This is a genomic window from Tumebacillus lacus, assembly GCF_026410385.1.
GTDB lineage: Bacteria > Bacillota > Bacilli > Tumebacillales > Tumebacillaceae > Tumebacillus > Tumebacillus lacus.
Genome location: NZ_JAPMLT010000001.1, coordinates 514,278 through 527,693, shown reverse-complemented (window position 1 = coordinate 527,693; position 13,416 = coordinate 514,278). Strand labels below are relative to the sequence as shown.

The window sequence follows — 13,416 nt, the reverse complement described above, 5'->3', positions numbered from 1 at the left end:
AGATGGGGAACATCCAAGTCCTGAGCGACCTGCTCGCCAACAAGATCGCCGCCGGGGAAGTGGTCGAACGCCCGGCATCGGTGATCAAGGAGCTGGTCGAGAACGCTGTCGACGCCGGCAGCACCGAGGTGGTGATCGAGGTCGAGCAAGGCGGCCTCGATCTGATCAAGGTGGCCGACAACGGCGTCGGCATGGAGCCGGAGGACGCGCTGACCGCGTTTGAGCGGCACGCGACCTCGAAGATCAAAAGTGAAAAAGACCTCTTCCGCATCCGCACGCTCGGCTTTCGGGGCGAAGCGTTGCCGTCGATCGCCTCCGTCTCCAAGACGGAGGTCAAGACGCGGACGAAAGAGGCCAACGAAGGCACGCTCGTCAAAATCGAAGGCGGTCACCTGATCACGCACGGGGTGACGGCAGCGAAAAAAGGCACCGACATCGCCGTTCGCGATCTCTTTTTCAACACGCCGGCCCGCTTGAAATATCTCAAGACGATCCAGACGGAGCTCGGCCACATGATCGACATCGTCAACCGGCAAGCGCTGGCTCATCCGCAGATCTCGTTCCGGATGTACCACAACGGGCGGCAATTGCTTCAGACGCCGGGGGACGGCAATCTGCTGCACACCATCGCCGCGATCTACGGGCATGAGATGGCGAAACAGATGTTGCCGATTGAATGGGCAGATTATGATTACAAGATCACCGGGGCGGTTGGCTATCCGGAGTTGAATCGGGCCAACCGCAACCACTGCACGTTTTTGGTGAACGGGCGGTATGTGCGCAGTTATCAGCTGTTGAACGCGGTGCAAAATGCGTATCACACGCGTCTGCCGATCAATCGCTACCCGGTCTGCGTGATCGCAGTCGAGCTCGATCCGAGCCTCGTTGACGTCAACGTGCATCCAAACAAGCTGGAAGTCCGCTTCTCGGAGGAAAAAGACGTGCAACACGCGGTGCAGCAAGCGGTGGAGCGCGCACTGTCCGTGCAGACGTTCATCCCGAAAGCGACCGCCAAAATGGTGGAGACCTCGTCTGGCGAGCCGAAGGAAAAGACGGTGCAGGACCGGTTCGATTTTCAAGCGGGGAAAGGCGAGTCTGCACCATCGCCGGCGCCGTACAAGCAGGGCAGCAACGGCCCCGCCTACCGCGAACCGCTCCCGCAAGGCGGCTCGCTGGTTCGTGAGACCCCGCTGGCGAAGTCCTACACGACCCGCCGCGACCCCATCGACCGTGACAACCCCGGCCGGGAACAGATCGACGCCGCCATGAGCGCCTACGGTCGACCGGCCGAGCCGAACCCGGCACAGGACTTTTCGTCCAGAAAGCCAATAGACAAAACGACTGCCGTTCCAGATCACCCGGGCTTTGCCGAGGTCGCTGGGGCTCTCATGCACTCGACTCTGACACCGCCTTTGCCACCGGAGAACGTGCAGACCCCGACCCCTGCCGAACCCGCGGAGCCGGCTGCGGAACGCTCGCTGGTCCCTCAGTTTCGGCCGGTCGCTCAGGCGCTCGGCATGTACGTGATCGCGCAGGACGAGTCCGGGCTGTTCATCATCGACCAGCACGCTGCGCACGAAAAGGTGCTGTACGAGAAATTCACCAAAAAGCTCAACGCGCGCGAGATCCGTCCGATGCCGTTGCTCGTCCCGTTGACGTTTGAACTGACCGCCGCTGAAAGCGCCCAACTCGAACAGAAGATCCCGATGCTCGCCGACATCCAGATCGAAGTCGAGCTGTTCGGCGGCACGACGTTCCTCGTCCGCTCCGTCCCGGACATCTGGGAGGGGCTGGAGATCCAATCGTTGCTCCAAGAGCTGATCGATGAACTTTTGCTCGAAGGCCGCTCCCAAGATCCGCGCCAATTGATCGAAGCGAAAGTGATCTCCAAAGCCTGCAAATCGGCGATCAAAGCCAACCAATGGTTGTCGATGCCGGAGATGATCGCCCTGTGCGACCAACTGCGCGAGTTGGACAACCCGTTCACTTGCCCGCACGGTCGTCCGATCATCATCCACATGTCGAACTATGATCTGGAGAAGCAATTTAAAAGGGTGATGTAATTGATCGAGCCGCACAATCTGTACGTGACGACCGGGCTGAAAGAAAAGCCCGCCTACGTCGCCCTGGCTCACGAGTATTGCGCCGAGATCGGCGGCACCTACATCCAGCGCCGCAAGCTGGGTCTGGAGAAACTCCAAGACCGCTACGGCGCAAACGGACTGCTGGTCGTCAGCGATCAGGTGAAACTCTATCTCGAGGGTCGGGAATTCTTTTTTCACCCGAGTATGGCAAATACAAGAATTAAGCGCCTGAGATCTGGCGAGAATGACTTAGTGATCGAACATGCGGGAGTCGGACCGGGCGATACCGTGCTGGACTGCACGCTTGGGCTTGGCTCCGACTCGATTGTCTTCGCACATGCGGTCGGCGATGCAGGGCGGGTGATCGGCCTCGAAGCCTCCCCTGTGATCGCTGCGCTGGTGCGGCGGGGTCTGCAAGAATTTACGGTCGACGTGCCGGAGGTCAACCGGGCGATGCGCCGCGTGGAAGTATTCTACGCCGATCACCTCGACTATCTGCGCGCCCAGCCGGACCGCTCGGTCGACGTCATCTACTTCGACCCGATGTTTCGCCGCACGGTGCAGGAGTCGAACGCCATCGAGCCGTTGCGCGTGCTCGGCGACGACAGCCCGCTCTCCGTGGAAGCGATCCGGGAGGCGCGCCGTGTCGCCAGAAGGCGCATCGTGCTCAAAGAGCGCTGGTATTCCAAAGAATTTGACCGTCTCGGCTTTGTCAAACCGCGCAGATCGAGCGGCTCGACCAACTACGGCATCATCGAGATCGGAGGGACAGACGCATGAAGACAGGGGAGAAACCGCGCCTCTTGATCCTCGTCGGCCCGACAGCCGTGGGGAAGACCGCCTTTAGCATCGAGTGCGCGAAACGGTTTGACGGAGAGATCCTCTCCGCCGATTCGATGCAGATCTATCGAGGCATGGATATCGGCACCGCCAAGGTGACACCGGAGGAGATGCAGGGCGTGCCGCACTACGGACTCGACCTCGTCGACCCGGACCAGCCGTTTACGGTGGCCGATTTTCAGAAATACGCCGACGGGGTGATCCGCGACATGCACAGTCGCGGCAAACTGCCCATCGTCGCCGGGGGCACGATGTTGTATGTCAAAGCGTTGACCGACCATCTGGACTTTACCCCGGTGCGCATCGTTCCGGAAGTGCGCGATGAACTGAGCGCATTTGCGGAGCGAGAAGGCGCAGCGGCCTTACATAAGCGTTTGCAAGAAGCAGATCCCAAGACGGCCGAGCGGCTGCATCCAAACGACACCAAACGGGTGATTCGCGCGCTCGAAGTCTACCTTTCCACCGGCGTCCCGATGTCCGAATCCTATCAGGAGGAGCCGACGGAGACCAAATACGACCACGCCGTCTACGGTCTGTCTGTCGAAGATCGGCAGGTGCTCTACGAACGGATCAACCGCCGCGTCGACATCATGGTCGAACAAGGTCTGCTGGATGAAGTGCGCCGCCTGCTCGACAGGGGGTATCACCGCGACCTGCAGAGCATGCAGGCGATCGGCTACAAGGAGATCGTCGATCATCTCGAAGGCCGCCTGACCTATGAGGAAGCGGTCGAGGCGGTCAAACAAGGATCGCGTCGCTATGCCAAACGCCAACTCTCGTGGTGGCGGCGGGAGACGCAGATCAAGTGGTTCGATGTGATGCAGACCACATCTGAGCACCGTTTGCAGGAAATCGAACGGTGGGCAGCAGGAATTATCTAACATCACTTCGAATAACTTATATAAAAAGACAGACATGGGGGTAAATCCAGTGAACAAACAACAGATCAACATCCAAGACCACTTTCTCAACCAAATTCGCAAAGACAACATCCCGGTGATCATTTACCTCGTGAACGGCTTCCAAATCCGCGGCATCGTGAAGGCGTTCGACAACTTTACGATCATCGTCGAGTCGGAAGGCAAGCAACAAATGGTGTACAAGCACGCGATCTCCACCTTTACCCCGATGAAGAACGTAAGCTTCCACGCTGGCGAGTAAGCGTTTGACATAAACGCTTGAGAGGCGTTTCCGCTCCCGGAAACGTCTCTTTTTTTATTTTCTCGCCGGAGTGGGCAGAATGGAGAGTGAAAAGGAGGGCTGCTCTCATGTACAATCGCGAAGATCAACAAGGTCAAGAAGAGTCGGTGCAACACATCTTTCAGATCCTGAACGACGTCAAGGCGGCCGATCTGCCCGTCTCGGACGCGGTCGACTCGCTGGCTTACTGGTTCCATGAGGCGTTCCAGAAAGGCGAGATCTCCGTCGAAGAAGGGGAGATCGACGCGGAGGCGCTCCAAGGCGAAGACGTCTGGACGTAACCGGAATGCAGAAAAAACGACCGTGGCATTTTGTCGTCACGGTCGTTTTTCATACAGCCAAGCTCCGACGATGTTCACCCGAAGTCGACGAGGATCGGATGTTCAAGCGAAGTCGACGGGAATGGCATGGCCGCCGCTTTTGCCGGTGCCTTTGCGCGTGTCCTTGATGATGCGGATCTCCAGCAGTCCGTTCTTGTACTGCGCCCGCGCCTGCTGGGGCCGCACTCGGACAGGAAGGCTCACGGTGCGCTCAAAAGAGCCCCGGAAGCGCTCATCGAGGTAGAAGCGATCTTTACGGAACGAGGCAAAGCGGCCTTCCAACGAGCCGCTGACCGTCAGCGTCTCCGGTTTGACCTGCAGTTCCACGTCCTGCGGGGAGGTCAGCCCTGGCAGCTCGACGACGGCGACGACCTCTTGCCGCGTCTGGTAGATGTCGATGCGCGGAAGAGCGCCCTTCGTTTTGGCGGTGTTGACATCGGTCGCTTCGGTGCCGAACATGTGGGTCCACTCCGGCATGTTCTGCAGCGCATTCAGTTCTTGCATCGGCAACTGCTTCATCATGTTCTGCAAAAATTGCGGACCGAACATGCGTCGCAACTGTTCGTTCATGTTGGTCATGCCGCGAAAGCCTTGAAAGGGGTCTTTCGGCTGGTTGTCATCAAAGTTCATCTCGGGTCACCTGCCTTACGATATCAAGGTATGCAACAGGGCGAAATCCGCTCCTCGAAGGTGCGAGAGAGGGGGAGGGCGGGGTAATCGCGCGAGTTGTTTTGTTTTGTCTGGAGCTGCTGTTGCACCGCGTGCATCCGGCGTGGTAGGATAACTCTTGTCAGCGACGCTGCTGCGAACGAGTGACAGACGCAGTTGACATCGAGATGATGATGTGATATAGTAAATCTCGAACGAGAGATTTTTGAAACATGCCGGTATAGCTCAGCAGGTAGAGCAACTGACTTGTAATCAGTAGGTCACGGGTTCGATTCCTGTTGCCGGCACCATCGCAGGGGCATAGTTCAGCTGGTAGAACGTCGGTCTCCAAAACCGAATGTCGTGGGTTCAAGTCCTGCTGCCCCTGCCAACTTTATTTGCAAATCTTGTGATTGATGGGGAGTCGCCAAGCGGTAAGGCAACGGACTTTGACTCCGTCATGCGAAGGTTCGATCCCTTCCTCCCCAGCCATCAAAAGTAAAAACCATTTTTCGCATCCGGTTGCGAAAAATGGTTTTTTTTCGTTTCCCGACATATCTATAAAGAGTTTGGATATCCATCGAGGGGACGTGGCGGCGATCAAAACAAACGTGCTGTTTTTTTTCGACGGCGGAGTGGATGACGCGATCGCGTTGCTGTATGCGCTCGCTTCCGATCAGGTTGAGATCGTAGGCATCGTGGCCGACTATGGAAACATGTCGCGGTCCATCGCGGTTCGCAATGCCCGTTATCTGTTGCAAAAAACCGGCCGGGAGGAGATCCCTGTCATCAGCGGAGCCGAGCATCCTCTATCCGGCGCGTCACCCACTTTCTTTCCGCAAGTCCACGGGCCGCAAGGGTTGGGCTACATCTTACCCGCGCTGGCCCCGACGAATGTGGAGAATTTTGCAGACGTCGTTCCGATCTTGCAACGATATCAAGAACAACTGGTGATCGTGGCGGCCGGACGCTTGACTTCGCTGGCCGTGCTGGAGGCGGTGTATGGAGATCTGTTGGCGAAGGTGGGTCGGATCTTCGTGATGGGGGGCGCCTTTTTGGTGCCGGGCAACGTGACGCCCGTGGCGGAAGCAAATTTTCACGGCGACCCGCTGGCAGCAGAGGCGGTGATGAAGCAGGCTCGCTCGTTAACCGTCATCCCTTTAAACGTCACCGACCATGCGCTCGTAACGCCTGAGATGGCGGCGGAACTCGATGCGGATGATCGGACCGGATTGATCAAAGGGATGTTTGACTTCTATTACCGCTTTTACAAGTCGAAAAATCCCCAGATCCAAGGCGCTCCGATGCACGATCTGCTGACAATGATGGCTGTCGTGCAGGAGCCCATGATGCGTTACACGACGTCCCCTGTCTGGGTGGAAACACAATCTGGCGTCGCACTGGGGCAGAGCGTGGGAGATTTTCGTCCCTACGCAGAACGGCCTACAGATCGCCGGTCCCATCGGCTGGCCGTCTCGTTTGATCAGGAGTTTTTCCGTGCGGATCTGATGTCTGTGCTGAAGTCCGCCTTTTGATGCGCATCACCACCCACAGCAGGAGCGGGATCAAGATCTGAAAAGGCATCGAATAATAAGGCCATATCTCGGAAAATTGATACATGTCGGCGCTGTTTTTATAGATAAAAAAGTTCATTTCCAAAATCAGGAGCGCAATCGGTACGTAATAGACGGCGCGATGGCGCTCTTCGGTTTGAAAAACTTGAGAGAGGGCCAGCGTGGTCACATAAAAGCAGATGCTGAGCTTGACAAACACACTGGCCACTTCCGTCATGAAAACCATCGGCTCGATGCGCTCAATAAAATCTGCGATGGAAACGTACTGATACGCTGAATAAGTCGGGTAGATCAAGTTTGAGACGAGATCGCCGAGCACGAGCAGATTGCGGGTCTGACCGATCCAGAGCAACAGACCGGCCGCCAACGTAAACCCTACCGTCGTTTTGACGGCGCGGGAATGTTTCGAGAGTTTGGGCAGAACGAACGCAAACAGCACCGTCTCGCCAAAAGGAAAGGCGGTGCTTTCCAGCGCGCCTTTAACGACAGGACGCCACCCTTGATCGAACAGCGGAAGCAGGTATTCAAAATGGAAGTCCGGGGAGAGCAAGATCACCGAAACGACGATCTCGAGGACGATAAACGCCAGTAACACCACGGCGCATCGGCTCAACACATCGATACCCTGAAACGTGACCCACAGCATGATCGCGAGCAGGGGAAGGGCGCTCACGAATGTCGGAGTTTTCGTCAGCCCCACGCTGGAGATCAAGACGGTAAAATTTTTCAACACCAGCACGCCGAGGTGAAAACTGTACCAGGCATACAGCAGACCGATCCCTTTTCCCGTCCATTTTCCGAGCAACTGTTCGGTGATCTCGATGATCGTGCGTCCAGGGAACGACTGGCAAAGGTGAGCGTACAGCCAAGCGAGGCAGGTGCCTGCCGCAAGCGCCGAAAGGATGGACAACCAAGCATCGTGTTTCGCGACAGCAGCCATTGGCAAAGTGAAGGAACTTCCAAACAAGAACATGAAGAGCAAGGCACCCATTTCCGTTCCCGATACCTGTTGCCGATCAGAAGACATCGCCTGTTCATTCTCCTTTCGTTCGCGTCCGCTTCCGTTTGTGAAACACCGACACCAGCAAGAGCATCAAAGGAATTCCGATCTGAAAGGGCAGGGAGTACCAAGGCCATGCGTTTGCTGCCGTTTCGATCAACTCGGCATGATTGTTGTAGATAAATCGCGACAATTGCGCCATCAAAAGGGCGAGGGGGATCACATAGATGCGGTACCCGCTCGATTTGGTCACGTGGGCAAGGGACATGGCGCAGGCAAACAGACAGACGCTGATCTCGATATATCCGGCCAAGATCCACGTGACAATCGCCAACGGTTCGACCCGATCCAAAAAATCGAACAGCGAGATATACTGATAGACCGAAAACGTGGGATAGGTCAATTTGCTGGTCAATCCGCCGAATACGAGGATGTTTCGGACATGGACGAGCAGCAGAAGAGCCCCGCCCGTGAGGAGTGCGCGTAAGGAGATTTTCTTGACTTGATCGGTTTGATTCAGAAACGGAATGATAAACGCGAAGATCACCGTTTCGCCAAAAGGGAACGTCGTGATCTGGATCGCGCCTTCCAGCACAGGCGACCACCCTTTATCGAGCACGGGCAGCAGATTTCGATAGTCGAACTGATTGAAGAGCAACAGACTGGATACCAACACTTCGAAGATGACAAACAGGTAGATCGTCTGTGCATAGCGGCTCAGGACCTCGACTCCGAGATAGACTCCCCAGACGACCACGGCCAGGATAGGAAATAAAATCGCCGGGATCGGTGTCCGAGGCAACGCAACGGCCGACAAAAACTCGACGAAATCCCGCAAGACGAGCGAACCCAAGTGGAAACTGTACCAGAGATAGAACAGACCGACCACACGGCCCGCCCAGTTTCCAAGCAGCCCTTCGGCGATCTCTGAGATCGCCTTTCCGGGATGCGACTCGAGCAGACGGGAGTAGGTCCAGACGATCAGGCTGCCGGCGGCAAGGGCCAGCAGGATCGAGATCCACACGTCTTGACCGGCCACCGCCCCGATCGGTACGGTGATCGCGCTGGCCACGTTAAATATCAGCATCAAAGACCACAGCCCGGCGGTGGAGATCTGCTCTCGATGAGATCCCATAGGCGTGCCTCCCTTTTTACGGCTTGGGGAAGATCATTTTGGAGATCGGTTCGAACATCGCGCGGATCGGCGGGGCAGGGCTCGGCACTTCGATCCCGGCCAGCATCAAGGCGCCGATGAGCCCGGCACCGGACATGAGCGTCAGGTAGACCGCGATCTCTTTCTTTTTTTGCTGGGAGAGCAGGCTCCGCACTTGGAAAATACTCAGCAGGGCGATGAACAACAGGAAGAGCACGATCTGAGCGATCATTGCGTTTTGACCTCCTGTTCCTGCAATTGCAAGGGTGGGCCTGACATTCCGAAACGCGTGATCTTGACCTGAATGGCACAGGTGATCGTTGACTTCGGAAAGATCTCATCCCACCGGTCTTTCATCGCTTTCCATCGCTTTGGATCGTAGCGGTGGATCTCGTCGCCAAATCCGAACATGTCTGCCTGAAAGTCTTGTTGCGCTTTGTCGATGGCCTGTTGGATGTGTTTTTGCAGCGTCTTTTGCACGGCGTTTTGCATGATCTGGATGTTTTTGGGGTTGCTCAAGTCCAGATTGGTGTTGTTTTCATTGATGATGCCGTTCCCTTTCAGATCTACCTGAATGTGGACCTGATCCCCTTGATAGGTAAATTTGAGTTTTCGTTTCATGTCCAAGCCGACGACATTGAGATTGCCCTGTTTGCCTGGCAAGGTGGCCATGAGGGAGGCGTTTTTCAGTTTGTTGGTGAGACATTGCAATCCGATCGTTTCTTTTGCGTCGAGATATCCGGCCAGTTTATCGTCTTTGAAGACGGCCGTGCCCGACAGTTTTAACGTTTTCTCTTTGGAGCCCCCGACGGTTACCGGTTCAATCGCTGCCATGATCGGACACGCACCTTCGCTGGAGACGGAAAGCATCAAGTCTCGAATCGTCACTTGCGTGCCGCTGATCAATTGCTCGATTTCCCGGATCGCCTCTGACGGGTCCCGTTCGATGGGATAGCGGAGTTTCAAGATCTCTTGTGCCTCACTGTCCTTTGCCACCACGACGAAAGTGCGAAGCCGCGTGGTGGGGTCGCGGCCGTAATAGTCGAGGATGTTTTTGATCCCGTGTTTGGCCAGCCGGTCCCCGAGGACCAGTACTCGCCGATGGGAGGTGAAGACGCGCCGCGACAGTTTGGTCTGCTGTTTTTGGAACACATCGTTGATGTTTTCCCCGGTTGAGGTTTGGACGAAAAAGTTTTTTTTTCCTCCGCCTTCGCCGCCTCCGCCTCCGCCTGAGCTCGGTCCGACGCCCACCTTGGAGGGAATGGCGAACAAACTGGTGCCGAGCAATTTTTCATCTTCTGTCCAATCGATGCCACCGCCCATGGACAGGGCGATGTCGTTGATCTCTTCCCGGTCCCAACAACCGCTCAGCAGAACGCCGGAGAGGAGTGTGAAAGTCACAAACGCCGATTTGATGTTCATGTCTGCCTGTTCATTCCTTCCTGTCGGGCTTTGTCCCTCTGTCGGGGCTCGGCATCTGCCCGCTCGGCATTCTGGTTTCATTCTCGGGCGCAGTCGAATGGGGACGGAGGGTCATCTTCCAGATCGGGGCACGAACCAACACATCTTTGAGATCACGCATCGAGAAAGGGGCGACGGGATACAGATAGGGCACCCCGAACGAACGCAAGGAATTGAGATGAATCAACATGCAGATCAGTCCGATCGTGATCCCGTACAACCCCAGCGTGCCGGCCAGCAAGATCAACGGAAATCGCAAGATCCGGATGCTGACGGCAAAATTGAAGCGGGGAATCGTAAACGATGCGATGGCGGTGAGGGAGACGATGATGACCATCGGAGCCGAGACGATCCCCGCTTGCACGGCCGCTTGTCCAATGACCAACGCCCCGACGATCGAGATCGCGGAACCGACCTGCTTGGGCAAACGCACGCCCGCTTCCCGCAACGCTTCAAACGTGACCTCCATGATCAGCGCTTCGACCAAGGCGGGGAAGGGGCTGGCTTCCCGCGCTTCGGAGATCGAGAGCAGCAGGTTGGTGGGGATCATCTCTTGGTGAAACGTCGTCACCGCCACATAGAGCGAAGGGAAGAGCAGGGCGATGAAAAGAAACAGATAGCGCACCCAGCGAATCAGCGTGGAGATCATAAACCGCTCATAGTAATCTTCGCCGCTTTGCAATCCGCTCCAAAACGTATAGGGCAACAGCAGGACAAACGGCGTGCCGTCGACGAGGATCGCCACTTTTCCTTCCAGCAGATTGGCGGCCGTCACATCGGGGCGTTCTGTATTCTGAATCTGCGGGAAGGGGGTATAGGGACTGTCCTCGATCAGCTCTTCGATATAGCCGGATTCAAAGATTCCGTCGATCTGAATGCGGGAGAGACGACGGCGAACTTCGGCTAAGATCGTTTCCGAGGCGATCCCTTCGACATAAAGGAGCTCAACTTTTGTGTTCGAAAGCTCCCCGATGGTAAACGATTCCACTTTCAGCCGGTTGGTTTGAAGTTTGCGGCGAATCAAGATCGCATTGGTGCGGATATCTTCTGTGAACCCTTCTCGCGGTCCGCGTATGTAGGATTCGCCTTGCGGATCTTCGATGCTGCGGGGTTTCCAGCCTTGCAAGGAGACGACCAACCCTTGCGCGGCTCCTTCCGCCAAAACCGCTGCATGACCGCTCAGCACGCTTTGGGTCAGCGTGGTCAGGTCCGTGACGGTCTTGACGGAGCTGTTCGGAAGGACAGATTCCTGCAGCGAAGTGATCGTACCGTCTGCCGTCGTGTCGTGCTTCGGGAGAGGTGTTTGTTGCAAAGGTCCGATCACTTGTTGAGTGAGCTGTTCTGTGTTGATCAAACCCTCTATATAGAGGGTGAGCATCTTTCGGCCGTCGGCACTCACAATTTCATGGCAGACAAAGTCGGAACAGTTGCGAAAGATGTCTTGGATCAGCGCGTGATTTTTGACCAGATCTTCTGTCAGGTTCTGAGCCAAGTCATCCTCCAAACGAAGCTCGCGGGCATCCAACAGGGGAGCCCCGCCTTTTTTCCGTCCTCTGCGAATGCGGTTCATGATCGGATTCTCCTAGTTTTCATTATCCAAGGTTATCTTTTGATGAACTGTCAAAATTTATGAGTCGAAAAAAATCCAATCAATTTCCACTTGCATCGGACGGCGAGATCCTGTATATTAGTTTTCACAGGGCAACGACACGCACGGTGCTCATGGCAGAAAGACTCCGCGGATGTGGCGGAATTGGCAGACGCACTGGTTTTAGGTACCAGCGGGCAACCGTGGGGGTTCGAGTCCCTTCATCCGCACCACTTTTCAACTTCATATCATGTGCCCATAGCTCAGCTGGATAGAGCGTTTGACTACGAATCAAAAGGCCGGGAGTTCGAATCTCTCTGGGCACGCCATTTACTTCTGGGGGTATAGCTCAGTTGGTAGAGCACCTGCCTTGCAAGCAGGGGGTCAGCGGTTCGAATCCGCTTATCTCCACCAGTACACATTTTTTATTCCTCGATAGCTCAGCTGGTAGAGCGCCCGACTGTTAATCGGATGGTCACAGGTTCGAATCCTGTTCGAGGAGCCATACGGCTCGTTGGAGAAGCGGCTTAACTCACCGCCCTTTCAAGGCGGCATTCACGGGTTCGAATCCCGTACGAGTCACCATTTCGGAGGTTTAGCTCAGCTGGGAGAGCATCTGCCTTACAAGCAGAGGGTCGGCGGTTCGATCCCGTCAACCTCCACCATTTTCATAATTACCATGTCTCACAGAGACACACCATCGCGGGGTGGAGCAGTTGGCAGCTCGTCGGGCTCATAACCCGAAGGTCGCAGGTTCAAGTCCTGTCCCCGCAACCACATGGAGCTGTGGTGTAGTGGCCTAACATGCCCGCCTGTCACGCGGGAGACCGCGGGTTCGAATCCCGTCAGCTCCGCCATTTTACAACTTTATAGGTACGGAGAGTTGGCCGAGTCGGTCGAAGGCGCTCCCCTGCTAAGGGAGTATACGTCAAAAGCGTATCGAGGGTTCGAATCCCTTGCTCTCCGCCATTTCGCGGGTGTAGTTCAATGGTAGAACATCGGCTTCCCAAGCCGACAGCGTGGGTTCGATTCCCATCACCCGCTCCATTTGTTTTTCTGGACAAAAACAAATGGGCCCATAGCTCAGTTGGCTAGAGCGCACGACTGATAATCGTGAGGTCGGAAGTTCGAATCTTCTTGGGCCCACCAAATGAAAGACCTGATTCCTCGTGAATCAGGTCTTTTTGCATGGGCATGCTAACCCACGTACCAAACGAACTTCACAAAGGGGGATGTGCTCATGGTGCGCAACAAAGACAACCACCCGGGCAACTTTGGCGGTCCGAAACATCTCGACAGCCCGAAAGCTCGCGACGAGTACGCAGCGCTCCGTCCGGACGGCTCGATTGCGCCTCGTCCGCGTTCGCGCATGGCCCAAAGTCCTGAGCATCATGCCTACCCGAATGAACCGAAGATCTGAGGTACAGCGCGCCGCCGGGCTCATCCGAGCGGCGCTTTTAATCCGAATGATATCGTCTGCATATTGATAAATGTTCGTGAAATCCCTTGCACGATCCGCTGATGCCTAGTACAATGGCAAAGGCAACG

13 protein-coding genes and 14 tRNA genes are annotated in these 13,416 nt (G+C 56.0%); 21 read left to right on the top strand and 6 right to left on the bottom strand.

The window, feature by feature from the left end; all coding sequences use genetic code 11:
• Positions 1 to 2: 2 nt before the first annotated feature.
• The 5 genes from mutL to OS242_RS02635 all read left to right on the top strand — a co-directional run bounded on the left by mutL (position 3) and on the right by OS242_RS02635 (position 4,405).
• The gene (gene mutL / locus OS242_RS02655; protein ID WP_267150097.1) at positions 3 to 2,063 is read left to right on the top strand and encodes a DNA mismatch repair endonuclease MutL; all 2,061 of its coding nucleotides are present in this window, start codon (positions 3 to 5) and stop codon (positions 2,061 to 2,063) included.
• Positions 2,064 to 2,864 (top strand): class I SAM-dependent methyltransferase, encoded by an 801-nt coding sequence (locus tag OS242_RS02650; protein WP_267150096.1) that lies wholly within the window; start codon positions 2,064 to 2,066, stop codon positions 2,862 to 2,864.
• Positions 2,861 to 3,805 carry a tRNA (adenosine(37)-N6)-dimethylallyltransferase MiaA gene (gene miaA / locus OS242_RS02645; RefSeq protein WP_267150095.1) on the top strand — a complete coding sequence of 315 codons (945 nt, stop codon included), beginning with the start codon at positions 2,861 to 2,863 and terminating at the stop codon, positions 3,803 to 3,805. The genes OS242_RS02650 and miaA overlap by 4 nt, the downstream gene beginning before the upstream one ends.
• 49 nt (positions 3,806 to 3,854) lie before the next feature.
• On the top strand, positions 3,855 to 4,085 hold the full coding sequence (hfq, locus tag OS242_RS02640; RefSeq protein WP_267150094.1) for an RNA chaperone Hfq: 231 nt from the start codon (positions 3,855 to 3,857) through the stop codon (positions 4,083 to 4,085).
• A 107-nt stretch (positions 4,086 to 4,192) separates the two neighbouring features.
• Positions 4,193 to 4,405 (top strand): hypothetical protein, encoded by a 213-nt coding sequence (locus OS242_RS02635; RefSeq protein ID WP_267150093.1) that lies wholly within the window; start codon positions 4,193 to 4,195, stop codon positions 4,403 to 4,405.
• 102 nt (positions 4,406 to 4,507) lie between these two features.
• Here OS242_RS02635 and OS242_RS02630 read toward each other — a convergent pair whose 3' ends face one another.
• Entirely contained in the window at positions 4,508 to 5,074 is a 567-nt protein-coding gene (locus OS242_RS02630; protein ID WP_267150092.1) for an Hsp20/alpha crystallin family protein, read from the bottom strand.
• A gap of 253 nt (positions 5,075 to 5,327) precedes the next feature.
• Here OS242_RS02630 and OS242_RS02625 point away from each other — a divergent pair.
• The 4 genes from OS242_RS02625 (at position 5,328) to OS242_RS02610 (ending at position 6,627) form a co-directional block, all read left to right on the top strand.
• Positions 5,328 to 5,403 (top strand) — tRNA-Thr (locus tag OS242_RS02625).
• Positions 5,404 to 5,407: 4 nt separating this feature from the next.
• Positions 5,408 to 5,483: transfer RNA gene (locus tag OS242_RS02620), tRNA-Trp, on the top strand.
• Between the two features lie 26 nt (positions 5,484 to 5,509).
• Positions 5,510 to 5,584 (top strand) — tRNA-Gln (locus OS242_RS02615).
• Positions 5,585 to 5,661: 77 nt separating this feature from the next.
• Positions 5,662 to 6,627 carry a nucleoside hydrolase gene (locus OS242_RS02610; protein WP_267150091.1) on the top strand — a complete coding sequence of 322 codons (966 nt, stop codon included), beginning with the start codon at positions 5,662 to 5,664 and terminating at the stop codon, positions 6,625 to 6,627.
• Here the strand turns inward: OS242_RS02610 and OS242_RS02605 are convergent.
• From OS242_RS02605 to OS242_RS02585, 5 genes are read right to left on the bottom strand one after another with little or no spacing between them, the layout of a single operon-like run.
• Positions 6,536 to 7,693 (bottom strand): GerAB/ArcD/ProY family transporter, encoded by a 1,158-nt coding sequence (locus OS242_RS02605; RefSeq protein ID WP_267150090.1) that lies wholly within the window; start codon positions 7,691 to 7,693, stop codon positions 6,536 to 6,538. The genes OS242_RS02610 and OS242_RS02605 overlap by 92 nt on opposite strands.
• A gap of 7 nt (positions 7,694 to 7,700) precedes the next feature.
• Complete coding sequence (locus OS242_RS02600; RefSeq protein WP_267150089.1) at positions 7,701 to 8,801, bottom strand: GerAB/ArcD/ProY family transporter; 1,101 nt, start codon at positions 8,799 to 8,801, stop codon at positions 7,701 to 7,703.
• A 16-nt stretch (positions 8,802 to 8,817) separates the two neighbouring features.
• Entirely contained in the window at positions 8,818 to 9,051 is a 234-nt protein-coding gene (locus OS242_RS02595; RefSeq protein ID WP_267150088.1) for a hypothetical protein, read from the bottom strand.
• Positions 9,048 to 10,241 carry a Ger(x)C family spore germination protein gene (locus OS242_RS02590; RefSeq protein ID WP_267150087.1) on the bottom strand — a complete coding sequence of 398 codons (1,194 nt, stop codon included), beginning with the start codon at positions 10,239 to 10,241 and terminating at the stop codon, positions 9,048 to 9,050. The genes OS242_RS02595 and OS242_RS02590 overlap by 4 nt, the downstream gene beginning before the upstream one ends.
• Before the next feature lie 10 nt (positions 10,242 to 10,251).
• Positions 10,252 to 11,850 carry a spore germination protein gene (locus tag OS242_RS02585; RefSeq protein ID WP_267150086.1) on the bottom strand — a complete coding sequence of 533 codons (1,599 nt, stop codon included), beginning with the start codon at positions 11,848 to 11,850 and terminating at the stop codon, positions 10,252 to 10,254.
• Positions 11,851 to 12,018: 168 nt separating this feature from the next.
• Between OS242_RS02585 and OS242_RS02580 the strand changes: the two genes are divergently transcribed.
• The 12 genes from OS242_RS02580 to sspK all read left to right on the top strand — a co-directional run bounded on the left by OS242_RS02580 (position 12,019) and on the right by sspK (position 13,288).
• A tRNA-Leu gene (locus tag OS242_RS02580) sits at positions 12,019 to 12,101 on the top strand.
• A gap of 19 nt (positions 12,102 to 12,120) precedes the next feature.
• Positions 12,121 to 12,197, top strand: a tRNA-Arg gene (locus OS242_RS02575).
• A 9-nt stretch (positions 12,198 to 12,206) separates the two neighbouring features.
• A tRNA-Ala gene (locus OS242_RS02570) sits at positions 12,207 to 12,282 on the top strand.
• Between the two features lie 15 nt (positions 12,283 to 12,297).
• A tRNA-Asn gene (locus tag OS242_RS02565) sits at positions 12,298 to 12,373 on the top strand.
• A gap of 3 nt (positions 12,374 to 12,376) precedes the next feature.
• Positions 12,377 to 12,453, top strand: a tRNA-Glu gene (locus OS242_RS02560).
• Between the two features lie 4 nt (positions 12,454 to 12,457).
• Positions 12,458 to 12,533: transfer RNA gene (locus OS242_RS02555), tRNA-Val, on the top strand.
• 36 nt (positions 12,534 to 12,569) lie between these two features.
• Positions 12,570 to 12,645 (top strand) — tRNA-Met (locus tag OS242_RS02550).
• Positions 12,646 to 12,648: 3 nt separating this feature from the next.
• Positions 12,649 to 12,725 (top strand) — tRNA-Asp (locus OS242_RS02545).
• A gap of 20 nt (positions 12,726 to 12,745) precedes the next feature.
• Positions 12,746 to 12,837, top strand: a tRNA-Ser gene (locus tag OS242_RS02540).
• A 4-nt stretch (positions 12,838 to 12,841) separates the two neighbouring features.
• Positions 12,842 to 12,915 (top strand) — tRNA-Gly (locus tag OS242_RS02535).
• A 25-nt stretch (positions 12,916 to 12,940) separates the two neighbouring features.
• A tRNA-Ile gene (locus OS242_RS02530) sits at positions 12,941 to 13,017 on the top strand.
• 91 nt (positions 13,018 to 13,108) lie between these two features.
• A complete protein-coding gene (gene sspK / locus OS242_RS02525) occupies positions 13,109 to 13,288 on the top strand; it encodes a small acid-soluble spore protein K (protein WP_267150085.1) in 180 nt (59 codons plus the stop codon).
• The last annotated feature ends 128 nt before the right edge of the window (positions 13,289 to 13,416 follow it).